General features: G+C 70.1%; 29 protein-coding genes and 1 tRNA gene. 18 read left to right on the top strand and 12 right to left on the bottom strand.

What is annotated here, in order from left to right; all coding sequences use genetic code 11:
• Nucleotides 1-4 precede the first annotated feature (4 nt).
• Nucleotides 5-1,009 carry an ABC transporter substrate-binding protein gene (locus ACFPZ3_RS56015; protein ID WP_379522641.1) on the bottom strand — a complete coding sequence of 335 codons (1,005 nt, stop codon included), beginning with the start codon at nt 1,007-1,009 and terminating at the stop codon, nt 5-7.
• A 110-nt stretch (nt 1,010-1,119) separates the two neighbouring features.
• On the opposite strand from ACFPZ3_RS56015, the gene ACFPZ3_RS56010 reads away from it, so the two are divergent.
• Genes ACFPZ3_RS56010 through ACFPZ3_RS56000 form a run of 3 tightly spaced genes read left to right on the top strand, consistent with a single transcriptional unit; the run spans nt 1,120 to nt 3,955 of the window.
• Nucleotides 1,120-2,148: a FecCD family ABC transporter permease gene (locus ACFPZ3_RS56010; RefSeq protein ID WP_379522640.1), complete on the top strand. Its 1,029-nt coding sequence runs from the start codon at nt 1,120-1,122 to the stop codon at nt 2,146-2,148.
• Nucleotides 2,145-3,152, top strand: a complete 1,008-nt coding sequence (locus ACFPZ3_RS56005; RefSeq protein WP_379522639.1) for a FecCD family ABC transporter permease — start codon at nt 2,145-2,147, stop codon at nt 3,150-3,152. Before ACFPZ3_RS56010 ends, ACFPZ3_RS56005 begins: the two co-directional genes overlap by 4 nt.
• Nucleotides 3,152-3,955: an ABC transporter ATP-binding protein gene (locus tag ACFPZ3_RS56000; protein WP_379522638.1), complete on the top strand. Its 804-nt coding sequence runs from the start codon at nt 3,152-3,154 to the stop codon at nt 3,953-3,955. Before ACFPZ3_RS56005 ends, ACFPZ3_RS56000 begins: the two co-directional genes overlap by 1 nt.
• Nucleotides 3,956-4,009: 54 nt before the next feature.
• Here ACFPZ3_RS56000 and ACFPZ3_RS55995 read toward each other — a convergent pair whose 3' ends face one another.
• Complete coding sequence (locus ACFPZ3_RS55995) at nt 4,010-4,606, bottom strand: TetR/AcrR family transcriptional regulator (RefSeq protein ID WP_379522637.1); 597 nt, start codon at nt 4,604-4,606, stop codon at nt 4,010-4,012.
• Between the two features lie 108 nt (nt 4,607-4,714).
• Here ACFPZ3_RS55995 and ACFPZ3_RS55990 point away from each other — a divergent pair, with 108 nt between their 5' ends.
• Together ACFPZ3_RS55990 and ACFPZ3_RS55985 are read left to right on the top strand one after the other, a co-directional pair.
• The gene (locus ACFPZ3_RS55990; RefSeq protein WP_379522636.1) at nt 4,715-6,013 is read left to right on the top strand and encodes an FAD-dependent oxidoreductase; all 1,299 of its coding nucleotides are present in this window, start codon (nt 4,715-4,717) and stop codon (nt 6,011-6,013) included.
• Nucleotides 6,014-6,096: 83 nt separating this feature from the next.
• A complete protein-coding gene (locus tag ACFPZ3_RS55985) occupies nt 6,097-6,417 on the top strand; it encodes a GroES family chaperonin (protein ID WP_379522635.1) in 321 nt (106 codons plus the stop codon).
• Here the strand turns inward: ACFPZ3_RS55985 and ACFPZ3_RS55980 are convergent.
• On the bottom strand, nt 6,406-7,317 hold the full coding sequence (locus tag ACFPZ3_RS55980) for a TolB-like translocation protein (protein ID WP_379522634.1): 912 nt from the start codon (nt 7,315-7,317) through the stop codon (nt 6,406-6,408). The two genes, ACFPZ3_RS55985 and ACFPZ3_RS55980, sit on opposite strands and share 12 nt — an antisense overlap.
• A gap of 79 nt (nt 7,318-7,396) precedes the next feature.
• A complete protein-coding gene (locus ACFPZ3_RS55975) occupies nt 7,397-7,852 on the bottom strand; it encodes a TIGR02611 family protein (protein ID WP_379522633.1) in 456 nt (151 codons plus the stop codon).
• Nucleotides 7,853-8,001: 149 nt separating this feature from the next.
• On the opposite strand from ACFPZ3_RS55975, the gene ACFPZ3_RS55970 reads away from it, so the two are divergent.
• The 5 genes from ACFPZ3_RS55970 (at nt 8,002) to ACFPZ3_RS55950 (ending at nt 12,051) form a co-directional block, all read left to right on the top strand.
• Complete coding sequence (locus ACFPZ3_RS55970) at nt 8,002-8,910, top strand: phosphotriesterase family protein (protein WP_379522632.1); 909 nt, start codon at nt 8,002-8,004, stop codon at nt 8,908-8,910.
• 50 nt (nt 8,911-8,960) lie between these two features.
• A complete protein-coding gene (locus ACFPZ3_RS55965; protein WP_379522631.1) occupies nt 8,961-9,350 on the top strand; it encodes a PPOX class F420-dependent oxidoreductase in 390 nt (129 codons plus the stop codon).
• A 315-nt stretch (nt 9,351-9,665) separates the two neighbouring features.
• Complete coding sequence (locus tag ACFPZ3_RS55960) at nt 9,666-9,851, top strand: hypothetical protein (protein ID WP_379522630.1); 186 nt, start codon at nt 9,666-9,668, stop codon at nt 9,849-9,851.
• Nucleotides 9,852-9,898: 47 nt separating this feature from the next.
• Nucleotides 9,899-11,230, top strand: coding sequence for a histidine kinase (locus tag ACFPZ3_RS55955; protein WP_379522683.1), 1,332 nt, complete (start codon nt 9,899-9,901; stop codon nt 11,228-11,230).
• Nucleotides 11,231-11,400: 170 nt separating this feature from the next.
• Entirely contained in the window at nt 11,401-12,051 is a 651-nt protein-coding gene (locus ACFPZ3_RS55950) for a response regulator (RefSeq protein ID WP_379522682.1), read from the top strand.
• Nucleotides 12,052-12,192: 141 nt separating this feature from the next.
• On the opposite strand, the gene secY is transcribed toward ACFPZ3_RS55950, so the two are convergent.
• Nucleotides 12,193-13,476 carry a preprotein translocase subunit SecY gene (gene secY, locus ACFPZ3_RS55945; protein WP_379522629.1) on the bottom strand — a complete coding sequence of 428 codons (1,284 nt, stop codon included), beginning with the start codon at nt 13,474-13,476 and terminating at the stop codon, nt 12,193-12,195.
• Between the two features lie 88 nt (nt 13,477-13,564).
• On the opposite strand from secY, the gene ACFPZ3_RS55940 reads away from it, so the two are divergent.
• Nucleotides 13,565-14,155: a P-loop nucleotide/nucleoside kinase family protein gene (locus tag ACFPZ3_RS55940; protein WP_379522628.1), complete on the top strand. Its 591-nt coding sequence runs from the start codon at nt 13,565-13,567 to the stop codon at nt 14,153-14,155.
• A gap of 28 nt (nt 14,156-14,183) precedes the next feature.
• Nucleotides 14,184-14,372 carry a hypothetical protein gene (locus tag ACFPZ3_RS55935; RefSeq protein ID WP_379522627.1) on the top strand — a complete coding sequence of 63 codons (189 nt, stop codon included), beginning with the start codon at nt 14,184-14,186 and terminating at the stop codon, nt 14,370-14,372.
• Nucleotides 14,373-14,460: 88 nt separating this feature from the next.
• Here the strand turns inward: ACFPZ3_RS55935 and ACFPZ3_RS55930 are convergent, their stop codons facing one another.
• Entirely contained in the window at nt 14,461-15,240 is a 780-nt protein-coding gene (locus ACFPZ3_RS55930; RefSeq protein WP_379522626.1) for a putative hydro-lyase, read from the bottom strand.
• A 58-nt stretch (nt 15,241-15,298) separates the two neighbouring features.
• Here ACFPZ3_RS55930 and ACFPZ3_RS55925 point away from each other — a divergent pair, with 58 nt between their 5' ends.
• Together ACFPZ3_RS55925 and ACFPZ3_RS55920 are read left to right on the top strand one after the other, a co-directional pair.
• Entirely contained in the window at nt 15,299-16,933 is a 1,635-nt protein-coding gene (locus tag ACFPZ3_RS55925) for a sodium:solute symporter family protein (protein ID WP_379522625.1), read from the top strand.
• On the top strand, nt 16,930-17,091 hold the full coding sequence (locus ACFPZ3_RS55920; protein ID WP_379522624.1) for a hypothetical protein: 162 nt from the start codon (nt 16,930-16,932) through the stop codon (nt 17,089-17,091). The genes ACFPZ3_RS55925 and ACFPZ3_RS55920 overlap by 4 nt, the downstream gene beginning before the upstream one ends.
• 68 nt (nt 17,092-17,159) lie before the next feature.
• Here ACFPZ3_RS55920 and ACFPZ3_RS55915 read toward each other — a convergent pair whose 3' ends face one another.
• Entirely contained in the window at nt 17,160-17,570 is a 411-nt protein-coding gene (locus ACFPZ3_RS55915; protein ID WP_379522623.1) for a winged helix-turn-helix transcriptional regulator, read from the bottom strand.
• Between the two features lie 66 nt (nt 17,571-17,636).
• On the opposite strand from ACFPZ3_RS55915, the gene ACFPZ3_RS55910 reads away from it, so the two are divergent.
• Complete coding sequence (locus tag ACFPZ3_RS55910) at nt 17,637-18,581, top strand: NADP-dependent oxidoreductase (RefSeq protein ID WP_379522622.1); 945 nt, start codon at nt 17,637-17,639, stop codon at nt 18,579-18,581.
• 76 nt (nt 18,582-18,657) lie between these two features.
• Here the strand turns inward: ACFPZ3_RS55910 and ACFPZ3_RS55905 are convergent, their stop codons facing one another.
• Together ACFPZ3_RS55905 and ACFPZ3_RS55900 are read right to left on the bottom strand one after the other, a co-directional pair.
• Nucleotides 18,658-18,894 carry a hypothetical protein gene (locus ACFPZ3_RS55905; protein WP_379522621.1) on the bottom strand — a complete coding sequence of 79 codons (237 nt, stop codon included), beginning with the start codon at nt 18,892-18,894 and terminating at the stop codon, nt 18,658-18,660.
• Nucleotides 18,891-19,109 (bottom strand): DUF6158 family protein, encoded by a 219-nt coding sequence (locus ACFPZ3_RS55900; protein WP_379522681.1) that lies wholly within the window; start codon nt 19,107-19,109, stop codon nt 18,891-18,893. The genes ACFPZ3_RS55905 and ACFPZ3_RS55900 overlap by 4 nt, the downstream gene beginning before the upstream one ends.
• Before the next feature lie 105 nt (nt 19,110-19,214).
• On the opposite strand from ACFPZ3_RS55900, the gene ACFPZ3_RS55895 reads away from it, so the two are divergent.
• The 3 genes from ACFPZ3_RS55895 (at nt 19,215) to ACFPZ3_RS55885 (ending at nt 21,976) form a co-directional block, all read left to right on the top strand.
• Nucleotides 19,215-20,147 (top strand): LysR family transcriptional regulator, encoded by a 933-nt coding sequence (locus ACFPZ3_RS55895; protein WP_379522620.1) that lies wholly within the window; start codon nt 19,215-19,217, stop codon nt 20,145-20,147.
• An 84-nt stretch (nt 20,148-20,231) separates the two neighbouring features.
• Nucleotides 20,232-21,668 (top strand): S1 family peptidase, encoded by a 1,437-nt coding sequence (locus ACFPZ3_RS55890; RefSeq protein ID WP_379522619.1) that lies wholly within the window; start codon nt 20,232-20,234, stop codon nt 21,666-21,668.
• A 234-nt stretch (nt 21,669-21,902) separates the two neighbouring features.
• A tRNA-Ile gene (locus ACFPZ3_RS55885) sits at nt 21,903-21,976 on the top strand.
• Here the strand turns inward: ACFPZ3_RS55885 and ACFPZ3_RS55880 are convergent.
• From ACFPZ3_RS55880 to ACFPZ3_RS55870, 3 genes are read right to left on the bottom strand one after another with little or no spacing between them, the layout of a single operon-like run.
• Entirely contained in the window at nt 21,974-23,623 is a 1,650-nt protein-coding gene (locus ACFPZ3_RS55880) for a tyrosine-type recombinase/integrase (protein ID WP_379522618.1), read from the bottom strand. The two genes, ACFPZ3_RS55885 and ACFPZ3_RS55880, sit on opposite strands and share 3 nt — an antisense overlap.
• Before the next feature lie 7 nt (nt 23,624-23,630).
• Nucleotides 23,631-24,437, bottom strand: a complete 807-nt coding sequence (locus ACFPZ3_RS55875) for a hypothetical protein (RefSeq protein WP_379522617.1) — start codon at nt 24,435-24,437, stop codon at nt 23,631-23,633.
• Nucleotides 24,370-25,101 (bottom strand): methyltransferase domain-containing protein, encoded by a 732-nt coding sequence (locus ACFPZ3_RS55870; protein ID WP_379522616.1) that lies wholly within the window; start codon nt 25,099-25,101, stop codon nt 24,370-24,372. The genes ACFPZ3_RS55875 and ACFPZ3_RS55870 overlap by 68 nt, the downstream gene beginning before the upstream one ends.
• Between the last annotated feature and the right edge of the window lie 38 nt (nt 25,102-25,139).

Here is a 25,139-nt window from a genome sequence, read left to right as displayed (position 1 = left end):
GGGCCTACTTGAGCGGCTTGGCCTTCTTCAGGTTGGCGAGCAGGCCCTCCAGGAAGGTCGCGTAGCCCTGGTAGCTGTAGGGGGCCTCGGCGTTCCACGGGTAGAGCTGCCCGGCCTCGACCGCGGGGAGCTTGGCGAAGGTGGGCTTCTTCATCATCTCCTCGGGCTTGAGTGCCTGGGTGCGGGTGTCGTAGAGGATCACGTCGGCATCGTACTCGTCGGCGTTCTCCCAGCTCAGCGTCTGGAAGAAGCCACCCTCGTCCACCTTGGACGGCGTGACGATGTCGAGGCCGGCGTCCTTGAGGTGCACGGCGTCCGGGTACTCCGGCGGGTTGACGATCCAGAACGCGTCCGCGCCGCCCGACACCATGAGGACCTTGAGGTCCTTGAACCGGGCGAGCTCCTTGGTGGCCGCCTCCATGCGGGCCTTGGCCTCGGGCACGCCCGCCATGTCGGCGCCGAGGGTCCTGGCCAGCTCCTCGTACCTGCTGATCACCTGCGTGGCGGTCTTGCCGGTGAGCATGATGCCGGCCGCGGGGGCGACCTGCTCGATGGTGTCCTTGGACTTCTCGGGCACGTACCAGAGGGTGCCCTTGAGGTACATGCTGCTGACCAGCAGGTCGGGCTGCAGCGCGATGTACTGCTCGACGTTGAACTCGTCCCACACGTTGCCCAGGCCCGTGACCTTGGTGATGTCGACGTTGCCGGCCTGCGGGTCCTTGCTGCCGTCCGCCAGCTTGTGCGGGCCGAAGACCGCGATCGGGCGCACGCCGAAGTCCCAGAGGGCGGCCGCGGCGCCGACCTGGGCGACGATCTTGGTGGGGATCTTGGGCTGGGCGAGCTTCTTGCCGCGGTCGTCGGTGAACGTCCAGCTCTGGGCGGCCTGTCCAGTCGTGGGAGTGGGGAGGGCTGCGGTGTCGTCGTCACCGCAGGCCGCCAGCGTCAGGGCCGCCGCGAGTCCCACCGCGCCCGACAGGAATCCCCTGCGAGCCAGTACCGGTCCCGGCATGTACATCTCCTTGGGTGTGGCTTGCCTTCTGGTGTGACCATTAGATTAGCCTTGCCTAAGTTTGACTCGCTACGAGAGGGGGCCGGGTGCGTCCGGCTGAGGAAACGGCGGTGCGGACCGCTCCCGCGGGGGAGGCAGGAGGGCGGCCCTCGGTGCTGGTCGCCGGGCTCGTCGTCACGGTCGCCGTGCTGGCGCTCGTCGCGATGGCCAGCGTGGCGCTGGGCGCGCGGTCGGTGTCGTTCGGCACGGTGATCGACGCCTTCCTGGCCCCGAACGGCTCCAGCGACCACACCGTCATCCGCGAACTCCGCGTCCCGCGCACGCTGCTCGGCATCGGCGTGGGCGCCACGCTGGGGCTCGCCGGCGCTCTCATGCAGAGCCTGACCCGCAACCCGCTGGCCGACCCTGGACTGCTGGGCATCAACGAGGGCGCCGCGCTGGGCGTCACGCTGGCACTCGGCGTGTTCGGGCTCAGCGACCCCGCGATCTACGTGTGGTTCGCCTTCGGCGGGGCCGCCCTCGCCTCCGCCGCCGTGTACGCGCTGGCCTCCGCGGGCCGCTCCGGCTCCAGCCCGGTACGCCTGGCGCTGGCCGGGGTCGCCTTCGGCATGGTGTGCACGGCCATCGCCTCGGCCATCCTGCGCATGGACACGCAGACCTTCGACCGCATGCGGTTCTGGCTGACCGGCTCGCTGGCCGGGCAGACGGCCGACACGCTGGTGCGGCTGGCGCCGTTCATGATCGCGGGGCTGGTGCTGGGGTTGTCGCTGGCCAGGCCGCTCAACATGCTGGCGCTCGGCGACGACGCGGGCAAGGCGCTGGGCGTGGCGGTGAACCGTACCAGGATCCTCACCGGGGTGGCCGTTACGCTGTTGTGCGGCGCGGCCACCGCCGCCGCCGGGCCGCTGTGGTTCGTCGGGCTGATCGTGCCGCACGCCGTGCGCGCCGTGGTGGGGCCCGACCAGCGGTGGGTGCTCCCGTACTCGGCGCTGGCCGCGCCGGTGCTGCTGCTGGGGGCCGACGTGGTGGGGCGGCTCATCGCGCGGCCCGGAGAGGTGCAGGTGGGGATCGTGTGGGCGGTGATCGGCGCGCCGATCTTCATCATGCTGGCCAGGCGGAAGCGGGTGGCGGCGCTGTGAACGTCCGCGTCGGATCCTGGTCCGTACGGCTCGCGCCCCGCGCCCTGCTCGTCACCGTCGTCCTCGTCCTGGTCGGGTTCGGGGTGACCGTGGCGGCACTGTCCACGGGCGAGTTCACCGTGCCGGTGCCCGACATCATCAGCGCGCTCTTCGGCCAGGGCTCGCCGGTCGCCGAACTGATCGTCGGCAAGCTCCGCGCGCCACGCGTGGTGACGGGGCTGCTGGTGGGGGCGGCGTTCGGGGTGAGCGGGGCCATCTTCCAGAGCCTCACCAGGAACCCTCTCGGCAGTCCCGACTTCATCGGATTCACCGCCGGGGCGTCCACCGGCGGCATCATCGCCGTGATCACCGGCGGCTCCGTGATGATGATCGCCGGTGGGGCGCTGGCCGGGTGCGTGGTGACGGCGGTGCTGGTGTACGCGCTGGCCTACCGGGGCGGTGTGCAGGGGTATCGGCTGGTCCTGGTGGGCATCGGGGCCAACGCGTTGCTGCTGGCGCTCAACTCGTACCTGCTGACCAGGGCCAACATCAACGACGCCGCCACCGCGGGGGCGTGGCTCACCGGGAGCCTCAGCGGGCGCGGGTGGGACCACGCGGGGCCCGTCGCGCTGGCGCTGGTCGTGCTGCTGCCGCTGTGCGCGTCCATCTCCCGGCCGATGCGCATGATCGAGATGGGTGACGACGCGGCCAAGGCCATGGGCATCAGGGTCGAGGCCGTGCGCGCGGTGGCGATCACGGCGGGCGTGCTCCTGTCCGGGGTGGCCACGGCCGCCGCCGGGCCCGTCGTCTTCGTCGCGCTGGCCGCGCCGCAGCTCGCCCGGCGCCTCACCCGCTCCCCCGGCGTCACCATGGGGGCCTCCGCGCTCATGGGCGCCGTCCTGCTGACCGGCGCCGACCTGGCCGCGCAGCGGATCCTGGCCCCCACCCAGCTTCCCGTCGGCGTGCTCACCGCCGCCATCGGCGGGACGTACCTCGTCCTGCTCCTGCGAAAGGACCGCCACTGATGGCCACAGCTCGTCTGTCCGGCACCGGTCTCACCCTCGCGTACGACCAGCGGGTCGTGGCCACCGACCTCAGCGTGGAGATCCCGGACGAGTCCTTCACCGTGATCATCGGGCCGAACGCCTGCGGCAAGTCCACCCTGCTGCGGGCGCTGGCCCGGATGCTCAAGCCGAAGACCGGCGCCGTGCACCTGGACGGAAGCGTGATCACCTCGCTGCCGTCGAAGGAGGTGGCGCGGCGGCTCGGGCTGCTCCCGCAGAGCTCCATCGTGCCCGACGGGATCACCGTGACCGACCTGGTGGCCCGGGGCCGCTACCCGCACCAGCGGCTCATGCGGCAGTGGTCGAAGGCCGACGAGAGCGCCGTGGCCGATGCCATGCGCGCCACCGACGTGACGGAGCTGGCGGACCGGATCGTGGACGAGTTGTCGGGCGGGCAGCGGCAGCGGGTGTGGCTGGCCATGGCGCTGGCGCAGGAGACGCCGATCCTGCTGCTCGACGAGCCGACCACGTTCCTGGACATCTCCCACCAGATCGAGGTGCTGGACCTCTGCGCCGAACTGCACGAGGAGGGGCGGACCATGGTGGCCGTGCTGCACGACCTGAACCAGGCGTGCCGGTACGCCACCCACCTCATCGTGATGCGGGAGGGCACGATCGTGGCCGAGGGGGATCCGACGGAGATCGTCACGCCCGAGCTGGTGCACCAGGTGTTCGACCTGCGGTGCGAGATCATCCAGGACCCGCAGTCGGGCACTCCGCTCATCGTCCCCGAGGCCCGCCGACGGGCCTCCGCCCCCGCTTAGCCGCTCAGCGCCGTAGCCAAGACGCTTAGCCGCTCAGCGCAGTGGCCAGGGCGCTTAGCCGCTCAGCGCCGCGGCCAGGGCGACGACGGCGCCGGTCGCGCGGTCCTGGCCGTATTCGGAGGTGAGCAGCGCCCCGGCCTCCGCGCCCATCGCGGCGAGCAGGGTGTGGGCCAGGACGTCGGTGTCGCGGCCCGGGCGGGCCTCGGCCAGCAGGATCGCCGTGTGGCGGTGCCAGAACCAGTACGCCCCGATCCGGTAACGCGCCCCCGGGCTGGCCGTTTCCGACATGCGCACCAGGTCCAGGTGGGCGAAGAGGTAGTCCAGGTAAGCCGTCACGAACGCGGTCAGCCGCTCCCCGGCCGGCGCTCCGGGCCCCAGAGGCGGCGGGCCGGACAGGATGCGTTGCTGGAGGTCGCGCTCACGGTCGTCGAGCAGCGCCACGGCCAGGCCGGATTTGTCGCCGAAGCGGCGGAACAGCGTGCCCTTCCCGACCCCGGCCTCCGTCGCGACGGCGTCCATCGAGACCGCGTCCACCCCCTTCTCCGCGAACAGCCGGGCGGCCGCGGCCAGCACCTTCTCCCTGTTGCGCGCCGCGTCGGCGCGTTCCTGGACGGGGCGGCTCATGAGCAGTTCCAGTGACGTTTCCCGCACCATCCGGACTCTAGTCCAGTGGAACGCGCCAAAAGACGTGGAAGGGACGGCATCCCGCGAGAGACCCTCTGCCGAATGCTCAGAACATCTCTTCCGGGGGGAATCGAAATGGATCACGCTGTCGTCATCGGCGCCAGCATGTCGGGACTGCTGGCAGCGGCGGCCCTGCACCGGCTGTACGCCCAGGTCACCGTGCTCGACCGCGACACGCTGCCGGCCGAGGACGCCCATCGCAGGGGCGTCGGCCAGAGCCGGCACGCGCACGGCCTGCTCGCCAGGGGCCGCGAGATCATGGACGAGTTACTGCCCGGCATCACGGCCGAGCTCGTCGCGCAGGGGGCGATGCGGGGCGACCTGCAGGAGCGGGCCCGCCACGTGCACGCGGGCCGGCGCCTGGCCCGCGGCGAGAGCGGCCTGACCGGGCTGCTCGTCAGCCGGCCGCTGCTCGAAGGCCAGGTACGACGCAGGGTCGGCGCGCTGCAGGGGGTGCGGGTGTTGTCCGGCCGGACCGTCACCGGTCTGCTGTCCCGCGAGGGCCGGGTCTCGGGCGTGCGGCTGGCGGACGGGGCGCCGATTCCGGCCGACCTCGTCGTGGACGCCGCCGGGCGCGGCTCGCGCACGCCGTCCTGGCTGGGCGAGCTGGGGTACGAGCCGCCCAGGGAGGAGCGGGTGACGATCGACGTACGGTACGGGACGCGCGAGTTCCGCCGCCGCCGCGACGATCTCGACGGGGACCTGATCGTCGTCGTGGCCCCCACGCCCGGCGCGCCCCGGGGAGGGGTGGCGCTGGCGCTGGAGGACGAGCGCTGGATCGTCACCCTGGCCGGGTACGGCGAGGCGCCGCCGCCCGACCTGGCCGGATTCGCCGCCTTCGCCGCCACTCTGCCGTCCCCGGACGTGCACGAGCTGGTCACGACGGCCGAGCCGATCGGGGAGCCGCGCGCCTACCACAACCCGGCCGCCATCAGGCGCCGCTACGAGCGGCTGGCCCGCTTCCCCGAGGGCCTGCTGGTCACCGGTGACGCGGTCTGCGCCTTCAACCCCCTGTACGGCCAGGGCATGACGGTCGCCGCCATGGAGGCCAAGGAACTCCTGGACCCGGACCTGAACCCGCTCGCCTACTTCCGGCGCGTCGCCGGCATCGTGGACACGCCGTGGGAGATCACGGTCGGCGGTGACCTGCGGATGCCCGGCGTGGAGGGTGGCCTGACGCCGAAGATGCGGATGGTGCACGCCTATCTCGACCGGTTCCACGCGGCCGCCGTACACGATCCGGACCTGACGCGGCGGTTCCTGCGGGTGACGAACCTCTACGACGCGCCGCCAGCGCTCATGAGCCCCGCCGCGCTGATCAGGGTGCTGCGCGGCGGGGGCGGCGCGCCGCGAGTGGTGCCGGTGCCCGCGTGATCTCGCCGCCGCTCCCCGGGACGTGCTCGTCGATCCCGGCGTCCTGGAGTGCGGCGGCTCCGGCTGCTCGTAAACTTGGGCCTGTGGTAGAGCCCAAGTTCGAGATTCAGATGCTGCACGACCGTGTGATGATCAGGTTGGAGCAGGAGGCCGCGGAGCGGCGCAGCGGCTCCGGGATCGTCATTCCCGCGACGGTCAAGATGGCCAACCGGCTGGCCTGGGGCGAGGTCTGCGGTGTCGGCACGAACGTGCGCTCGGTCAGGGTGGGCGACAAGGTGCTGTTCAACCCGGAGGAGCAGTTCGAGGTGGAGGTGCACGCGCGTGTCTATCTGGTGATGCGTGAGCGCGACCTGCACGCGGTGGCCACGACGGAGACCGACCACGGCACCGGCCTATACCTTTGAGAACGAGAGCCACAACCCCGCGGCCCGCGTGCGGGCGGGCAGGGCCGTGAGCACACGGGTGACCTTGCCGTTCAGGTCGAGCACCGACACGCGGTAGGCACCCCGGTGGGCCATGACGGCGATCACGTGGCTCTCGTCCCACCAGCCGAACAACGCCTGCGGCCGCACGGCGACCCGCCGGACGATCTTGCCGGTGGCGGGGTCGACCAGGCAGAGGTGCTGCTTGACGCGCGGCGGACACCAGGTGGCCAGCCGTCTGCCCGACGGGGAGAAGGACTCCTCCGGGCCGGTCGGCAGGCCCGTGCCCGCGTAGGTGCGCAGCACGGCTCCGTCGGTGGGGCGATAGACGCGCAGGCCGGTGCCGTGCCTGGAGACCAGATTCCCGTCGGGGCTCCACCAGAAGGCCGCCTCCGCGCTCAGGCCTGAGATCCTGACCGTGCGGGCGGTCTTTGCGGCCACGTCCACGACCGTGAAGCCGAGCACCCGCCATCTGCCGCTCACCTTGCGCTCGACGGTGAGCGCGACGCGCCTGGAGTCGCGGGTCCACGAGACGTGGGAGGCGGTCAGTGGTTTCCTGACCGTGCGAATGGCCGCGGTCGCGCCGGTGGTGCGGTCGGTGAGGACGAGGGTGTCGTGGCCGGAGCGGTAGGCGGCGGGCACGCCGGCGGTCAGGCGGCCGCCGGGGGCGACGGACACCTCGGACAGGTTCTTCTGCGGGGCGAAGGTGGCGCCGGTTCTGAGGTAGACGCGTTTGGTGCCGAGTCCGTACGCGCTGAGGCGTACCGGATCGCCCGCTTTTTCCCGATATTTCATGCCATTGGTGCCCGGAAGCGGCAGGTCCGCCCGGGCGGGCAGGGGTGCGGCGGCGAGCATCAGCGCGACGGCGAGATGAGCGATCACGCACGCAGGATAGGCACGGACCCGCGAGATTCCCGGCGGGGATAACGACCGGGTCTGGATGCGAGCCCGCGCCCTGGAGCTAAATGAAGCGCTGGGCGATCTCGATGACGTCGATGCCGAGCGTGAGCAGGCCGAAGTAGACGATCACCGCGGCGGCGGCGACCGTGACGACGAGCACGATGATGCGCAGGGTCCAGCCCTGCCGCTTGTACCACTCGGTCCAGGCGTGCAGCGTCTGCTTGCCGAACTCCAGCACCTTGTGCGCCCAGTGGAACTCCGTGGCCAGCACCGCCAGCCCGGCGAACACGACCAGCCACCCGGGCCCGGGGAACGGCACCATGATCAGCCCGCCCGCGACCATGACGGTCCCGATGACGCCGATCACGATCTTCAGAGTGAGCGCGCCCGTGCGGGTGGACCTGATGCCGTCCAGCCAGCCCTTGATGCCGGAGCGGCGCTCGGGCATGCCGGAACGCTCGGCGGCCCCGTCCTTGATCACGTCGGCGTCGCCGGTGTCGGAGTTCTGAACCTGCACAATTCCCCCCGGCAGTTGGTGTGCTCCCCAGGATACGGCGCGGCCCCCCGCGTCCGGTTGCAGACGACTAGCAAAGCACCAAACGCCTTATTGGGTAAAATTTCCCGCTTGACCAGGCTAGTTACGGCAAATATCGGTTAATGTCTGCTATGAACGAGGTTCTACTCCGTACCGTCACCGGCCCTGTACGTGCGGCCGCCGTCGACGGTGCCGTACTCCCCCACGAACACCTGCGTACCGACATGCGCTGGGCGGTCGGCATCGATTCCGACCCGCACCGCTGGCTCGACGAGGAGACCACGGTCACCGCCGAGCTCCGGGAGCTGCGCCAGTCCGACCATCTCGGCCTCGTGGTCGATCTCACCTGCATGGGCATGGGCCGCGACGCCTCCGCCCTGGCCAGGATCGCGGCCGGGAGCCGCGTACCGGTGATCGCCTCGACCGGCCTGTACGCCGAGCCGTTCACGAACGTCGGGGACGAGGACGTCGACACGCTCACCGCCCGGCTGATGGAGGAGATCCTCAGCGGCGTGGACGGGACCGGGGTCTTCCCCGGCGTGATCGGCGAGGTCGGCTGCTGGGGCGCCGAGCCGACGGCGCGCGAGGAGCGCTGCCTGGTCGCCGCCGCCCACGCCTCCCTGCGTACGCGGCTGCCCGTCGCCACGCACGGCAGGAACGGCCCCGCGCTGCTGGAGATCCTGCTCGGCCAGAACCTGCCCGGCTCGCGCGTGGCCGTCGGCTACGCGGGCGCCGACCTGGGGGCGGCCAGGAAGATCGCGGAGGCGGGCGCGTACGTCAGCCTCGGCGCCCTCGGCCTCGGCGCCGACCAGGCCGCCAGGATCGCGCTCGGCCTCATCGAGGACGGCCACGCCGACCGCCTGCTGCTCAGCACGGGCCTGAGCAGGGTGGCGCAGGTACGCCGTTACGACGGCCCCGGGTACGCCCACCTGTTCCACGCGCTGCTGCCGCGGCTGCGGGAGGCGGGCACGGGTGAGGACGTGATCCGCCTGATCACACACGGCAACCCGCTGCGCTGGCTGACCTCGGGCCTGATCTGACCCAGGTTCACCTTGACCTCCACCTATGTCAAGGTTGCAGACTGATGGGCATGACCCTCACACCAGCGGAACTCGAATATCTCTCCGGCCAGCGGCTCGGCCGCCTGGCCACGGTCGCCCCGGACGGGCAGCCGCAGAACAACCCGGTGGGGTTCTTCGTGGACGCCGCGAGCGGCACCATCGTCATCGGGGGGCATGCTCTGGGCGCGTCCAAGAAGTTCAGGAACGTACAGAAGGGCAGCACGGTCTCGCTCGTCGTCGACGACCTCGTCACGGTGGATCCGTGGGTGGCGCGGGGCATCGAGATCCGCGGCACGGCGGTGGCGCTGACGGACGTGGATCCGCCTCTGCCGTACTTCTCCCGGGAGATCATCCGGATCACGCCAACCAAGATCGTCTCGTGGGGTGTGGAGGGGACGAGGAAGAGCCGGTCGGTGTGAAAGCTCGCTAGGATCGTGGTTACACGAGCCTGAGCGGGTGGGGGATGGCGACCGAGGACACGCGACGGGACGGGCGGCTGCCGCACTACGACCGCGCCCCACTCCCCAGCGACCACGACCCGCTCCTCCGCGACCACCCCTCTGACGCCGACGACCAGCGTCCCCACGACCATGGCCGCCCGGCCCAACTCTCCGATGGCCACGATCATGCCGGCACGAGCCAGCGCCCGGACGGTCACGACCACGGCAGCCCGAGCCAGTCCCCGGACAGTCACGACCATGACAGCCAGGACCAGTCTCCGGACGGTCACGGCCATGGCCCGAACCAGTCCCCGGACGGTCACGACCGTGGCGGCCCCGGTCAATTCCTGGACGGCCAGGGCCCGCTCTCCGATGGCCCTGGCTCGGTCCCCGATGAGCCGCAGGGCGGCCAGGATGTTCGCCGGGGAGGGCCGCCTGGCCGACGGGGTGGGCCGCTCGGGCGTCTGCGCAGGCCGTTAGGGGCGCTGTCTCGCCTTCGCCGGGCCGGCGACATACCGGTCGTGGTGATGCTGGCGTGGGCCGGGTGGCTGGCCGTGCCGTGGTCGTTCAGCGGCCTCGCCCAGGCCCGCGCCGCCGCCGCTGCCGCCGCAGAGGCCGAACCACCCCACCTGCACTCCCCCGCCGCCACCCAAGAACCGCCGCGCCTCCACTCCCCTGCCACCACCCAAGAACCGCCCCACCTCCACTCCACCATCGCCACCCAAGAACGGCCGCACGTCCGCTCCCCTGCCACCACCCAAGAACTGCCGCAGGTCCGCTCCGCCGCTACCCGCCAACCGCTCCACCTCCGGTCCGCCGGCACCCACGAGCCGTCACTCCGCCCGCTGCTCGCCGCCCCTCCGCGCGATGGTGTCGCGCCGGAGCCGGTGCGGCAGCACACGGCGGACTCCATGCGGGCGGCGGCCTACGGCATCCCGGCAACACGCAGCGTCCCGTTCACGACGCTCCGGCCCCCCACGCGCGATGACGCCTCGCCCACAGAACCGCCCACAGCCGAGGCGACCCCGCCTGCAACCGGGGCAACCCCGCCCGGACAACCCCCCACAGCCGGGGCGACCCCGCCCGGACAACCGCCCACAGCCGAAGCGACCCCGCCCGCAGAACTGCCCGCAGCCGAGGTGGCCTCGCTCGGAGAACCGCCTGCGGCCGAGGCGGCCTTGTATGGGGCGGACGGCGCAGGATGGCATGCCTTTTCGCCGGGTCGCGCCGGGTTGGGTGTGGTCTCGGTGCCGGGCGGCGATTCGCTGGTGGCCGGGGCGGATGTGGTGGCGTTGGAGCGGGCCAGGATCGCCGGGGAGGTGCATGACGCGGCCGGGCATGGGCTGGCCGCCATCGCCATGCAGGCCGGGCTCGCGCTCGTCACGCTCGACGACGACCCCGAGCAGGCGCGGGCCTCGTTGCGGGCGATCAGGGAGACCAGCACAACGGCGCTCGCCCAGCTGCGGGCCGCGCTCGACGGCATCGACCCGCCGGGGAGGGACCTGGCCGGGCTCATCGACGGTGTACGGGCGGCGGGACTGTCCGTGGACGTCGAACCCCCGCACCCCGCCGTGCCCGCCCACCTTCAGGACACCGTCTACCGGGTGGTGCGGGAGTCGCTCACCAACGTGCTGCGGCACGCGGGCCCGACCAGGGCGGTCGTGCGCGCGGCCGGGGATCGGCGGGAGTTCGTGCTGGAGGTGTCCGACCGGGGCACCGGATGGACGGGCTCGGGCGAAGGGCGCGGACTGACCGGGATGCGTGCCAGGGTGACCGGCACCGGCGGCCAGTTCACGGCCGGGCCGCGCGAAGGCGGCGGCTTCCAGGTGGTGGCCAGGTTCCCCCAGGCGTCAACGTGACCAGCTCCGACACCGTCACGGGTGACGGCACGGCGGGCGGCGCCGGGGCGGGTGGCGGGGCTGGGGCCGGGGCGAATGGCGGGCAGTGGTGAGTGGTGAGTGGTGAGGCCGTGGGGGCGGGGGGTGGGGTGCCGGAGGGGGCGATCCCCCGGACAGTGGTGCCTGGGCAGGTGATCAGGGTCGCCATCGCCGACGATCAGGCGGTCGTGCGGATGGGGTTGCGGGCGTTGCTGGAGCGGGAGCCCGGCATGGAGTGCGCCGGGGAGGCGGGCGACGGGCAGGCCGCGCTGGCGCTGATCCGGCGGACGCGGCCCGACGTCCTGCTGCTCGACATTCGGATGCCGGGCATGGACGGGCTGGACGCCCTGCGGGCGATCGCGGCGGATCCCGAGTTGCGGGGGACCCGGATCGTGGTGGTGACGACGTTCGCCGTGGACGAGTACGTCTTCGCCGCCCTCCAGGCAGGGGCCAGCGGGTTCGTGTTGAAGGACAGCGCCCCCGACGAGCTGGTCAACGCCGTGCGCGTGGTCGCGGCCGGGGAGGCGCTGCTGTCACCGGCCATCACCAGGAAGGTGATCGGCCTGTTCGGGCGGCACGGCGCCGAGCCGGTCGAGGGGCTGGAGACGTTGACGCCCCGGGAGCGGGAGCTGGTGGCTTGGGTGGCCACCGGGCGGTCGAACGAGGAGATCGCCAGGGAGCTGACGATCAGTCCCGACACCGTGCGCACCCACGTCAGCCGCGCCATGGTGAAACTGCACGCCCGGGACCGGGCCCAGCTGGTGGTGTTCGCCATGAGGGCCGGCCTGGCACTCCCCACCTGAACCCGGCGCGGACGCCAGGCATGCTCCCCACCTGAACCCAGCGCGGAGCTGGGCACGCTCCCCGCCTGAGCCCGGCGCGGGCGCTAGACCGTCGCGGGCGCTAGACCGTCGCGGGCGCTCCCCGCCTGAGTCAGGCGCTGGTCACCTGAGGAAGCCCTCGTAGTTGCGCTGCTGGAGCTGGGCCTCGATCTGCTTCACGGTGTCCAGGCCGACCCCGACCATGATCAGCAGGCTGGTCCCGCCGAACGGGAAGTTCTGCTGCGTCCCCGGATCCCGGAGGATCGCGAACGCCACCAGCGGCAGCAGCGCCAGCACCCCCAGGTAGACCGCGCCGGAGGCGGTCAGCCTGGACAACACGTACGCGAGGTAGTCGGCCGTAGGCCGCCCGGGCCGGATGCCGGGGACGAAGCCCCCGAAGCGCCGCATGTTGTCCGCCACCTCCACCGGGTTGAACGTGATCGACACGTAGAAGTAGGCGAACCCGGCGATGAGCAGCACGTACGCCGTCATGTAGAGCGGATGCGTCCCCGAGGTCAGGTTGAGCTCCACCCAGGCCCGCGCCTCGGCCCCCAGGAGAGGGGCGGCCATCGTGGGCAGGTACAGCAGGGACGTGGTGAAGATGACCGGGACGATCCCCGCCTGGTTCACCTTGAGCGGGATGTACGTGCTGCTGCCCCCGTACATCCGCCGCCCCACCATCCGCTTGGCGTACTGCACCGGCACCCGCCGCTGCGCCTGCTCCACGAACACCACGGCCGCCACCAGGAAGAGCCCGGCCACGATCATCACGAAGAAGCTGAACGGGCTCAGCACGAAGATCTTCGACATGTACGCCGGAAACACGGCCACGACCTGCGTGAACATCAGCAGCGACATCCCGTTCCCGATCCCCCGATCGGTGATCAGCTCGCCGAACCACATGACCGCGCACGCCCCCGCCACCATGGTCAGCACGATCACGGTCACGCTGAGCAGCCCGGTGTCGCGCAGCAGCGGACGGCTGCAGCCGGGCAGTAGTTGCCCGGCGCGGGCCAGGGCGACGATAGTGCCCGCGTTCATGATGGCGAGGCCGACGGTCAGGTACCGGGTGTACTGCGTGATCTTGTTCTGTTTGCCCTCCTTCCTGAGCGCGTCCAGGCGGGGCACCAGCACGGCGAAGAGCTGCATGACGATGCTGGCAGTGATGTACGGCATCACGCCGAGCGCGAACACCGACAGCTGCAGCATGGCGCCCCCGCTGAGCATCTGCACCATGTCGAACACCCCGCCCTTGGCCGAGCCCACGCACTCCCGCACGGCCACCACGTCCACCCCCGGCGCGGGCATGAGCTGCCCCAGCCGGAACAGCCCGATGAGCCCGAGCGTGAACAACAACTTCCCCCGCAGCTCCGGCACCCGGAACGCCCTGGTCAAAACGGTCAGCATGGACATGAAGTCTGCGCGGCGCGGGGCGCGGGGTCGTCCGCTGAGGCGAGGCACCGGGGTACGCAAATCCGCGTACTACCTTGATCCCATGAGCACTGTCTGGGTCGTCAGCGGGCCGCCGGGAGCGGGCAAGTCCACCGTCGCGGCCGAGCTGCTCGCCCGCCTGTCCCCCGTCCCCGCCCTGCTCGACAAGGACACCGTGTACGGCGGCCTCGTGGCGGAGGTGCTGCGCGCCCACGGCCGGCCGGACGGCGAGCGCGAGGGCCCCTGGTACGACGAGCATGTCAAACGGCACGAGTACGGCGGGCTGACGAGGATAGCCCGCCAGATCCGGGAGCACGGTTGCCCGGTGCTGCTGGACGGGCCGTTCACCACGCAGGTGCACGACGCGGCCCGGTGGGCGGAGTGGGCGGCGGAGCTGGGCGGGCCGCCGGTGCGGCTGCTGTGGGTGCGCGCCGACGGCCCGGCCCTGCGCGAACGCCTGCTGGCCAGGGGATACGCGCGGGACGCCGGCAAGCTGGCGGCGTTCGGCGACTACCTGAGGAACATCCGGGTGGACGAGCCGCCCGTCGTACCGCACGTGGAGATCGACAACCGGCCCGGCGCGGCGCCGCTCGGCGATCAGCTCACGGCGGCGGGCATACCGCCGGCAGCCGGGCGAAGCGCCCTTCCTCGTTGAGTCACTGGTGCGGTGACCACTTAGCACAGTGGCGACCGCACTCATCGCGGCCACGCCCGCCTATGCCGCTGCCGCGTGCTCGGTGAGCGCGACCGTCGTCGGAGGCTGCAAAACCGGCGACTACCAGCAACACCTGTATGTTCTCTACCATCCGAACAACAGCGGCGACGGCACGGAGATCCGGCGGACGAGCTCCAAAGTCCGCATCGGCTGCTGACCCTCCAGGATCCTCGCGGGGAAGACTTTTAGGGGTACGACCTGCGGTTTCTCCGCCAGAAGTCTTCCCCGCAGGCCGATGAGGACAATCACCCGACCCGATAGTCGTCGTCCCGCGCGTCCATGATCGCCATGTGGCCCGGCAGGTGGCCGATCGCGTACTCGACGCCGCTGGCCAGCACCGCCGCCTGCGGCGTCACCCCGCACGCCCAGAACACCGGCACCTCCCCCGCCCGCACCTCCACCGGATCGCCGTAGTCAGGCCGCGCCAGGTCCCCGATCCCGATCGCGGAAGGGTCGCCCACGTGCACGGGCGCGCCGTGCACCATCGGATACCTGCCGCTCACCTCGACGGCGGTCTCCACCAGCTCGCCGGGGACCGGCCGCATCGACACGACCAGCGGCCCAGACAGGCTGCCGGTGGAGCGGCAGGGCACGCCGGTGACGTACATCGGCACGTTCGTCCTCGCCTCCAGATGCCGCACCGGCACCCCGGCCGCCAGCAGCGCCCTCTCGAAGGTGAAGCTGCAGCCGATGAGGAACGGCACCAGGTCCTCGCGCCACTCCCCCGTCACCTCACCGAGGTCGGCCACCGCCTCGCCGTCGCGGTAGAGGCGGTAACCGGGCAGATCGGTACGCAGATCGCCGGAGAACAGCTTCGTGGACCAGGCCCCGGGCTCGCCCACGTCGAGCAGCGGGCACGCCTGGGGGTTGCGGTGGGCGAACAGCAGCAGCTCGTACCGCAGCCGTTTGGGCACCGCGATGAGGTTGGCCTGCGCCCAGCCCCGGCACCAGCCGGCGGTGGGCACCCGCTCGCCGGCGCGGAAGCGCTCCCGCGCCTGCGCGGGGCTCAGATCGGCGACATCCACTCCTCTGACATTAGGAGTGCGACGTTCGCCGGTCCACCATCCGGGTAGCGGTGGCGCCGTGCGTCTCGATGTGAACCTCCTCGACTACGTCCTCATCGCGATCTACTTCGCCACCGTGCTCGCCATCGGGTTCGCCGCACGCAGCCGGATCACCTCCAGCCTGGACTTCTTCCTCGCCGGGCGCGGGCTGCCAGCATGGATCACGGGGCTGGCGTTCGTGTCGGCGAACCTGGGCGCGATCGAGATCCTCGGCATGGCGGCCCAGGGCGTGGAGTACGGCGCGATGACGCTGCACTACTACTGGATCGGCGCGGTTCCGGCGATGGTGTTCCTCGGCATCGTGATGATGCCGTTCTACTACCGCTCGAAGGTGCGCAGCGTGCCGGAGTTCCTGCGCAGGCGCTTCAACGGCGCCACCCAGCTGCTGAACGCGATCACGTTCGCGGTCGCGCAGGTGCTCATCGCCGGGGTCAACCTGTACGCGCTGGCCCTGGTCATCGAGGCCCTGCTGGGCTGGCCGCTGGTGGTCTCGGTGGTGGTGTCGGCGGTGATCGTGCTGGCCTACATCACGCTCGGCGGGCTGTCGTCGGCCATCTACAACGAGGTCCTGCAGTTCTTCGTGATCCTCGCCGGGCTGATCCCGCTCACCGTGCTCGGGCTGATGAAGGTGGGCGGCATCTCCGGCCTGTTCGAGAAGGTACGGCAGAGCGCGCTCGGCGACGGCGGCCTGCACACCTGGGCAAACACGGCGACGGGCGACAACCCGATGCAGGCGCACTGGGTCGGGATCATCTTCGGGCTGGGGTTCGTGTTGTCCTTCGGCTACTGGACCACGAACTTCGCCGAGGTGCAGCGGGCCCTGTCGGCCAGGAACACCAACGCGGCCCGGCTGACGCCGATCATCGCCGCGTACCCGAAGATCTTCATCCCGCTGGTGACGGTGCTGCCGGGACTCATCGCGCTCGTGCTGTTCAGCGGGTGGGGGCAGGAGCAGGACTACAACAACGCGATCCCGCTGCTGATGCGCGACCTGCTGCCGAACGGGGTGCTGGGGGTCGCGGTGACCGGGCTGCTGGCCTCGTTCATGGCGGGGATGGCGGCCAACATCAGCGGGTTCAACACGGTGTTCACCAACGACATCTGGCAGGCGCACGTGGTGCGCGACCGCGAGGACGGCTACTACCTGCTGGTGGGCCGGATCGCGACCGTGGCAGGGGTGGCGCTGGGGGTCGGCACGGCGTTCATCGCGGCGGGTTACTCCAACATCATGAACTACCTGCAGACGTTGTTCTCGTTCTTCAACGCGCCGCTGTTCGCGACGTTCCTCGTGGGGTTGTTCTGGCGGCGGATGACGCCGTGGGCCGGGTTCTGGGGGCTGCTGTCCGGTACGGTGGCCGCCTTCGCGTCGTACCTGTCGTACAAGGCGGGGCTGGTGAACTTCGGCACCGAGCTGAACGCCAGCTTCTGGGGCGCGGGCCTGGCCTTCGGCGTGGACGTGGTGGTCTCGGTGGTGGTCACGCTGTTCACCACCAGCAAACCCGTCGAGGAGCTGCGCGGGCTCGTGTACGGGCTCAGCGACGTGACCCTGGAGGACGACGCGCTGGCCGGTGACGCGCGATGGTACCGCTCGCCCATGCTGCTCGGCGTGGGCGCGCTCGTCCTGGCGATCCTGGCGTACGGGGTGATCCTGTGAGTGACATCCGGTTGGTGATCGGCGGCCTGTTCCTGCTGTACGGGGTGATTCTCGTCGTCGCGGGAGTCGTGGGCAGCGCCGTCAATCTGTGGACGGGCCTGGCCATGGCCGTGTTCGGCGGCGCCTTCCTGGCGTGGGCCCGCTTCAAACGGCCCTGACCCTTGAGGCGGCCCGCTTCAGACTGAGCGGCCCGCTTCAAACGGCCCTGGTTCTTGAGCGGCCCGCTTCAGACGGCCTTGACCGGCTGGGCGGCGCGTTCGTCGTACACCTTCCTGGCGGCGATCACCTGGTCGGCGTGCTCCCCCGCCCACTCGCCCATCGCGCGCAGCGCTCCGATGGCACTGCGGCCGAGGTCGGTGAGCTCGTAGTCCACGCGCGGCGGGATCGTCGGGTAGACGGTCCGGGTGACCAGGCCGTCGCGCTCCAGCGTGCGCAGGGTCTGCGAGAGCATCTTCTGGGTGATGCCGTCGAGCATCCTGCGCAGTTCGTTGAACCGCCTGGGCCCGTCGAGCAGGGCTCCCATGGCCAGCCCCGTCCACTTGTTGGAGAACATGCCGAGCACGCTGCGGGGCTTGCACGCCCGCAGGAACGCGTCGGCGCCGCCGTAGCCGCGGAGGTCGGGAAAGTAGGTACCCATGAGGTACCTGAAACCATTCAGGTGCCTACTTCACAAGAGATACCCATGCCGACCAGCATGTTCCCTATGACAGAGAACATGCGCGCGATCGTTTATCGCTCTTTCGGCGGCCCCGAGGTGCTGGAGCTCGCCGAGGTCCCGCGGCCTGAGCCCAGGCCGCACGAGGTGCTGGTACGGGTGAAGGCGGCGGGCGTCAACCCGCCCGACTGGAAGCTGCGGCGCACCCCGTACCCGCCGGACTACACCGAGCCGCCGCTGATCCCCGGCTTCGACGTGTCCGGCGTCGTCGAGGAGGTCGGCAACTACGTCGGCCACTTCAAGCCCGGCGATGAGGTCTTCGGCATGCTCAATTTCCCGCTCTACGGCGCGGCCTACGCCGAGTACGTGGTGGCCAGGCCGCGGCAGTTCGCGTTCAAGCCCACCGGGATCGACCACGTGCGGGCCGCCGCGCTGCCCATGGCCGGGCTGACGGCGTGGCAGGCGTTCTCCGACATCGCCGATGTCTCGCCGGGGCAGCGGGTGCTGGTCCACGCCGCCGCCGGTGGGGTGGGACACCTGGCCGTGCAACTCGCCAAGCTGCGCGGGGCATACGTGATCGGCACGACCCGCGCCGCCAAGCACGACTTCGTACGAGGGCTCGGGGCGGACGAGATTATCGACTACACCAGCGTGGACTTCCCCGAGGCCGTGTCCGGCGTGGACCTCGTGGTGGACATCGTGGGCGGGGACTACCCGGCCAGGTCGCTGCCCCTGCTCCGGCCCGGGGGCGCGTTCATCGCCGTCGCGGGGATCTCGGCCGTCGACCTGGAGGCCTACGCCAAGGCCGGTCTGCGGCACGGCAAGTTCAGCGTGGAGCCCGACCACGCGGGGCTGGCCTCCCTGGCCGAACTCGTGGCGGAGGGGAAACTGACCGCCCACGTGGACCGCGTGTTTCCGCTGGCCGAGGCCGCCAAGGCGCACACGCTGTTCGAGAGCGGCGACTTCGTCGGCAAACTCGTGCTGGAGATGTGAGCTTTCCTGGTAGCAGTACCCGACCGTCCCAGCACCCGACCGTCCCAGCACCCGACCGTCCCAGCACTCGACCGTCTCAGTACTCGACCTCGAAAGTGTGCGGTCCCAGCCCGTACCCCTCGCCGTGCGGCACCACGTACCCGTACTCGATCAACGTGGTGAGGCTCTCGCGCACCTCCTCCTCCGTCAGTCCCGACGCCCGCACCAGCCCCTCGATCAGGGCGCTCCCGGATTCGACGGTCTGGGCGGCCACGGCTTCGTACACGTGGATGTCCACGTCCGACAGGGCCTGTACATCGTGTCCCTCGGTCATGAGCGTTGCCTCGCCCCTTCCCTCAGCCGGAGGGGATCGACCTCGCGATCCGGGCAGCGGCGGAGGTATTCGGCTTCGAGCTCATTGGTACGTGACGTGTGCCGCGCCAGAGCGTCGTCGGACCCGTGGAAAAAGGTATCGCTCCGGGTGGTGTGCAGCTGGCGCAGCTCGCGTACCACGTCATCGTCGCTGAGCTGGGCAGGATCTATTCCCATCGTTGTCATGGACTTCCTCTACCCAAGGAACCCCCAACCAACATGTGTCACAATTCCTGACATATAGGCATTGTTTGGAAGAGATCGCCGCCTTACCTTCCCGTTATGGACCTCGAGCTCAGGCACCTCAGGATCGTCCGCGCGGTCGCGGACGCGGGAAGTGTGAGCAAGGCCGCGTCCCTGCTCGGGCTGGCACAACCGGCCCTGACCGCGCAGCTCAAGCGTATCGAGAGGGTGCTCGGAGGCGCCCTGTTCGAGCGTGACCGCCACGGCGCCAGGCCTACCCGCCTCGGTGAACTCGTGCTCGCGAGGGCACGCGTCCTTCTTCCCGCAGCAAAAGAACTGCAGGACGAAGCCGTACGTTTCGCTCATACCCCCACCCCCGGCTTCCGCATCGGCTCCACCAACGGGCCGATACTCGGCGGCCTGGTCGACCGGCTCGCCGCGGAGCGCACGGTCAGCACGTACACGTCCTGGTCGACCCACGAGCTCACAACCATGGTCGAGCTCGGCCGCCTCGACTACGTGCTGACCGGCGCCTGCGGCGACTCCGGAACCCCCACCGGCACGCTGCTCTGGGAGACCATCAGCCTCGACCCCGTCTTCTGCCTGGTCGGAGAGGACCATCCATTCGCCAGGGAGAAGGAGGTGGAGCTGGCCGACCTCGCAGGGGAACAGTGGGCGGTGACGCCGGGCGACGGCTGTTTCGCGGACTGCTTCGCGATGGCGTGCGCGCGGGCCGGGTTCACGCCCGGCACGATCTACGAGACCGACGTACCGACCTGCACCCACCTAGCCCAGGTCGGCCGCGCCGTCGTGCTCTGCCAAGCCACCCACCAGTCCGCCCAGGGCCTGGCCATGGTGCCGCTCGCCGGCGCGCCGCTGCGCTGGCGGCAACTCCTCGGCCGCCACCCCACCGCACCCGAAGCCGCCTGGGTGGTCGCCCAGGCCAAACAGGCCCACATGGACGCCGTACGCCGAAGCCAGGTCTACTACGACTGGCTGGTACGAAACCCGGGTTATGGCACCGCTCCATAACACGGTGATAGGGGCAAAGTAATACTCCTCCCTGCCAGGGCCCGCCGTTACCGTGACGGCACCCCCAGCAGCGAGGAGATCCGGATGCTCCGGACCCTGGCGCTGATCGCGATCGGCGCGTTAGTCATGACGGCGACTCCCGCCGTCGCCAACGCGAAACCGCCTTCCGGCGTGGTCGACGCCCTGCAGCGCGACCTCGGCATCACCAAGGAGCAGGCACTCAACCGGCTGGTGAACGAGGCCCGCGGCAACGCCGCCGCACCCGGCCTGAGCAAGAGGCTCGGCGATCGCTATGCCGGAATCTGGTACGAAGGCTCAGAAAGCGCCCTGGTCGTAGCCAGCGTCGACCCCGCGGACACGGCCGCGATCACCCGCTCCGGCGCCAAGGCCCGCATCGTGTCTCGCTCGATCGCCCAGCTCACCACGGTCAAGGAGGGCCTGGACCGGTCCGCCCCGCCCGCCTCTGTACACAGCTGGGCCGTCTCCCCCAAGGACAACTCCGTCGTCGTGCTGACGAACGACGAGCAGGCCGCCCGTGCCTGGATCGACACCAGCGGCACGGACGCCGCCGCCGTCACCTACGAGCAGGCGGCCGAACGCCCCCGCCTCCTCTACGACATCCGTGGCGGGGACGCGTACTACACCTCCGACGGTTTCCGCTGCTCGGTCGGCTTCGCCGCCAGGCGCGGCACCCAACTCGGCTTCACCACCGCCGGCCACTGCGGCACCACCGGCATCACGACCACCGGCTACAACCGGGTGGCCCAAGGGACGTTCCAGATCTCCTCCTTCCCCGGCAACGACTACGCGTGGGTGGCCACCAACACCAACTGGACCGCGCCCGGCGTGGTGAACGGCTACAGCGCCGGCATCCTGCCCGTACGCGGCTCGGCCGTCACCCAGCCCCAGGGCTCGGTCTGCCGCTCCGGCTCCACCACCCAGTGGCACTGCGGCACCGTCACCGCCCTGAACTCCACCGTCAACTACCCCGAGGGCACGGTGTCGGGCCTGACCCGCACCACGGTGTGCGCGGAGGGCGGCGACTCGGGCGGCTCGTTCATCTCGGGCGACCAGGCCCAGGGCATGACCTCCGGCGGCTCGGGCAACTGCACGTCGGGCGGCACCACGTACTTCCAGCCCATCGGCGAGATCCTCTCGGCGGGCAGCCTGACCCTCGTCACCTCCGGCGGCACCGACCCACCGCCGACGGGCTGCTCGGCGTACGAGGAGACCTACAGCGGCTCGCTGACCTCGAACCAGAGCGCGTACCAGCCGAACAACTCCTACTACCAGGCCACCGTCTCAGGCACCCACGCCGCCTGCCTCGACGGCCCCAGCGGGATGGACTTCGACGTGTACCTTCAGAAGTGGAACGGCTCAACCTGGGCCGTGGTGGCGACCGGCGACAGCCCCAACCCTGACGAAACCATCAGCTACAACGGCACGGCCGGGTATTACCGGTATCGCGTACATGCGTACAGCGGCTCGGGTTCGTACACACTGGGCCTGAACCGCCCATAACCCCCCAACTGGTCAGCGGCGAGTGCGGCCTCCCTCCCCACTCGCCGCACACCGGGGGAGATTATGATCGACTTGGGCTCCAACAACACCGGCAGGCATGGAATGATGTCGGCGGAGACTCGTCTCCCGCTCGGCCGGGCACCACGACCGGATCCGATGCTCTAGCCTTAGCCTTGCGCGGGGCTCCGGCATGATCCTTTCGTTGTCCTGGCGCACGTCACACAACTCAATCCAGGGGCGGTAGCTCAGCCGGTCAGAGCATCGGACTCATAATCCGTGGGTCGTGGGTTCAAGTCCCACCCGCCCTACTCCTCTATCCCGGGTTCTACCTGCGGTCCCCTTGATCCCGTTGAGTCCGCAGGTCTGCGGTCTCCTAGTTGGGAGACCGAAGGGAGACCGTCAGTTTCGGACGCCTCCCCCACCACGACGGCGCGAGGCACCAGAACGGCACTCGCTTCCGCCGCTGCCCGCGCTACTTCTGGCAGCACCGTCGTGTAGAGATCGGCCGTGATCGAAATACTGGAGTGCCGCAGCATCGCCGACGTCGTCTTCATGTCGTTGCCGGCCGCCAGGGACAGTGTGGCCGCGCCATGACGAAGGTCGTGCAGCCGGATCGGCGGCAAACCAGCGGCGAACGTCAGCCGCTCGAAATGCTCGCTGACCCAGTCGGGCGTCAACTCGCTACCGTCCTGCTTGATGAAGATCCGGCCGCTGTCTATCCACGCCGATCCGCACGCCAGCCGCTCCTCGTTCTGCCGCGCCTTGTGCGCCCGAAGGACGGCGATCGTCCCCTGGTCCAGCGCGACCACCGCGTCTGACGACTCCGTCTTCGGCGAGCCCTCCCTCACCTCCCGTCCGACGTTGTTGAGCTGTCTGGCCGTGGCCAGCAGACCCTCGTCCAGTTCGCTGTCGACCCAGCGCGCGCCGCACGCCTCGCCCCGACGCAGCCCTCGGAAGGCGATCAGGTGGTAGAGGGCGTACAGCCTGTCAGCCGCCGCATGATCGAGGAACACCCCGAGCTGGACCGGCGTCCACACCATGACCGGCGACGGCCGCGGCGTCGCCAGCCACACCTTGAACCTCTCCAACGGCTTCTTCGGCCGAATCTCAGCCGACCGCTCGGCGGCAAGCCGCTTGCCATAGCCGACCTCGAAAGCCTCCACGCGCGTTTTCGTCCAGACCACGCCCTTGGCCTTCTTCCCGGCGTCCAGCTTCACCAGCTCGGCGGCATTGAAGGTGACGACGTGCTCCCGTTTCGCCGAAGCCAGCACCGTACGGAGCGTCGCCCGGATCCGCTGCTTGGTCACCGGCCCCGTGGGCCGCTTCCCCCGCACCGACATCCGGACCTCGGGGTCGTCGGACGCGCGGGCGGCGAGCAACTCCTCGTTCTTGCGATCGATCTCGGTGAAGACCTGCTCGACCACGGGCACGAACAGCCGGTCCATGCGCACCCCGGCGAGAACCTCGCGAATATGCTTCTCCCAGTGCGAGATGTAGCCGATCAGCGTGCTTTCCCGGATGTCCTTGAGCCGGCGGCGACGCTCCACCCAGGTGTCCCAGTACTCGCCGAACGTGATCGACTGAAGCGGCTGCCCGGCCCTGTACTTGCGGTAGAGCTCCTCATGCGCCGGGAGTGGAGCCTGTTTCTTGTGCGCCGCTCGGATCATGTCGAGGATCTCCATGCGAGCTTCATGTCCTTCTGGGCCGGCGTCTGGGATGTCGAGCAGGCGGCCGGCGGCCTGATACCAGGCGATGAGGTCCGTCTCGGTGACGAAACCGCTGCATCGCAGGTAGATGCGCTTGCCGTCTGGGCCGGCGGGGACTTCTTCCTTGCCGCACCAAGTCCCGTGGTTGGGGTTCCAGGATCCGTCCTTGCGGCGCAGTTTGGGACACTTCGCGCCGAGCTCACGTCCATCCTCGCGGCATTTACACCGCTTGAACCCGTTGCCCGCCATCAATAATTCACCTCATCCCCGATTCGCGATACATGTCGCCAATGTTCTTCGCGTCCCGATAATCCTCCAGGCTCACGCCCAATTCGGCAGCGGATTGCGCCTGCTGCTCGGGGGGTTCGTGGGCTTCCCAGCGCAGCCCGATGCGGGCCGCGAGGCTTTCGAGGTGATCGAGCCGATCGTTGGGTTCGCGGTCGATGACCTCCTGCAGGCGTCTGTCGATCTCCGCCACCACCTCATCGACGGGATGCGCCGTGCCGCGCGCGTAGGAGTCGACGACGGGCATGGCCGCCTCCAGCAGATCGGCGCGGACCAGCGCTTGGGCGAAGTGGTAGACCAGGTCCGGCACCACCCGCACCGGGCTGCCCGGGATCCGTTCGGCGAACAACTCCCGCGCGCGCAGGAGGTCGGCTACCACGCTGTTGTGTCGGCGGACGTCGGGCGTGGGCGGCGTCAGGTCCAGGCCGGTTCCGAGCGTCTGCAACGTCCGTTCGAGCTTGTGGTAGGCGACGCTCACCTCGCGCCACGACGATCTGTCACGCCATACCTTGACCGCTCTGCTCGCCTCATCCGCGCCGGTTCTCCGCTGGGTGAGGAATGCCTCGTACAAAGCACGGTTCTCTTCCTGACTGAGGCGGTAGCGCAGGCGAGCCCAGGCCAGCAGGAATTGTGCGTGCTGGGCTTTGGCCTTTCGCCCTTCGTCGGTGACGGTCCGGCTGAGCTCGTGCAGGTCCCGTCCTTCGGCCGCCTCAGGCGGCAGGGGAAGCTCTTCCAGGGGGATGCCGAACACGCGGGCCAGGGCGATCGCCTCGTCCACACGTCTCGTGATGTCGGCCCGTCAGGGCGCCGTCCTGACGTTCCAGGACCCAGGACCTGGTCAGCCCCCAGGTGCGCAGCGGAACGACCAGCCGGCCACCCTCGGCGAGCTGGGCGAGCCAGGCAGGGGGCACGTCCCACGAGCCAACCGTCACGATGATCGCGTCGAACGTGCGGCCCGGCTCGATCACGTCCTCGGCATCCGCGCAGATCACTTCGACGCCGTCGTACCCGGCGTCCATGAGGCACCGTTGGGCGCGGTCGGTGATCTCCGGGTCGATGTCGATCGTGGTCACCGAACCCGCCGGCTCGACGACCTCTTGGATCAAGGCCGCGTTGTAACCGCCCGACCCTATTTCGAGAACCCGCTCACCGGGCTTGAGCCTGGCCTGGCCCAGCATCATCGCCTGAAGCCAGGGCGCCGAGACCGAGCTCATCGACTTGCCGAGCTCGTTGCGCTTGGTGACGTGCGCGGCATTTTGGTAGGCGGTGTTCAGGTCCGCGTCGCCCGTGAACAGATGACGGGGCACTGTCCGTAGCGCCCGCTCGACCACGGCCGGCAACGTCAGTCCCAGCGCCTGATGCCGGGCTGCGATCTGCTCGACCATGGCGGCGCGCAGCGCGGCGGCTTCCTCAACATCGTTGTCGGTGCTCACGTCGGTCACGGGTAGTTCCTCTTCGTGGTTTGTGTGATGGCAACTGG

It is taken from the genome of Nonomuraea insulae, assembly GCF_042656245.1.
The sequence above is the reverse complement of the archived record's forward strand: the minus strand, read 5'-3'. Positions and strand labels throughout refer to the sequence as shown.

Coding starts and splice junctions, on each gene's coding strand:
- ACFPZ3_RS55895 (WP_379522620.1), top strand. CDS start 19,215: ATGGACCTCGAGCTCAGGCACCTCAGGATCGTCCGCGCGGTCGCGGAC.
- ACFPZ3_RS55905 (WP_379522621.1), bottom strand. CDS start 18,894: ATGACCGAGGGACACGATGTACAGGCCCTGTCGGACGTGGACATCCAC.
- ACFPZ3_RS55970 (WP_379522632.1), top strand. CDS start 8,002: ATGAACGAGGTTCTACTCCGTACCGTCACCGGCCCTGTACGTGCGGCC.
- ACFPZ3_RS56000 (WP_379522638.1), top strand. CDS start 3,152: ATGGCCACAGCTCGTCTGTCCGGCACCGGTCTCACCCTCGCGTACGAC.
- ACFPZ3_RS55940 (WP_379522628.1), top strand. CDS start 13,565: ATGAGCACTGTCTGGGTCGTCAGCGGGCCGCCGGGAGCGGGCAAGTCC.
- ACFPZ3_RS55880 (WP_379522618.1), bottom strand. CDS start 23,623: ATGGCGGGCAACGGGTTCAAGCGGTGTAAATGCCGCGAGGATGGACGT.
- ACFPZ3_RS55910 (WP_379522622.1), top strand. CDS start 17,637: ATGACAGAGAACATGCGCGCGATCGTTTATCGCTCTTTCGGCGGCCCC.
- ACFPZ3_RS55900 (WP_379522681.1), bottom strand. CDS start 19,109: ATGGGAATAGATCCTGCCCAGCTCAGCGACGATGACGTGGTACGCGAG.
- secY (WP_379522629.1), bottom strand. CDS start 13,476: ATGCTGACCGTTTTGACCAGGGCGTTCCGGGTGCCGGAGCTGCGGGGG.
- ACFPZ3_RS55955 (WP_379522683.1), top strand. CDS start 9,899: ATGCTGGCGTGGGCCGGGTGGCTGGCCGTGCCGTGGTCGTTCAGCGGC.
- ACFPZ3_RS55965 (WP_379522631.1), top strand. CDS start 8,961: ATGACCCTCACACCAGCGGAACTCGAATATCTCTCCGGCCAGCGGCTC.
- ACFPZ3_RS55960 (WP_379522630.1), top strand. CDS start 9,666: ATGGCCCGAACCAGTCCCCGGACGGTCACGACCGTGGCGGCCCCGGTC.
- ACFPZ3_RS55990 (WP_379522636.1), top strand. CDS start 4,715: ATGGATCACGCTGTCGTCATCGGCGCCAGCATGTCGGGACTGCTGGCA.
- ACFPZ3_RS56015 (WP_379522641.1), bottom strand. CDS start 1,009: ATGCCGGGACCGGTACTGGCTCGCAGGGGATTCCTGTCGGGCGCGGTG.
- ACFPZ3_RS55915 (WP_379522623.1), bottom strand. CDS start 17,570: ATGGGTACCTACTTTCCCGACCTCCGCGGCTACGGCGGCGCCGACGCG.
- ACFPZ3_RS55890 (WP_379522619.1), top strand. CDS start 20,232: ATGCTCCGGACCCTGGCGCTGATCGCGATCGGCGCGTTAGTCATGACG.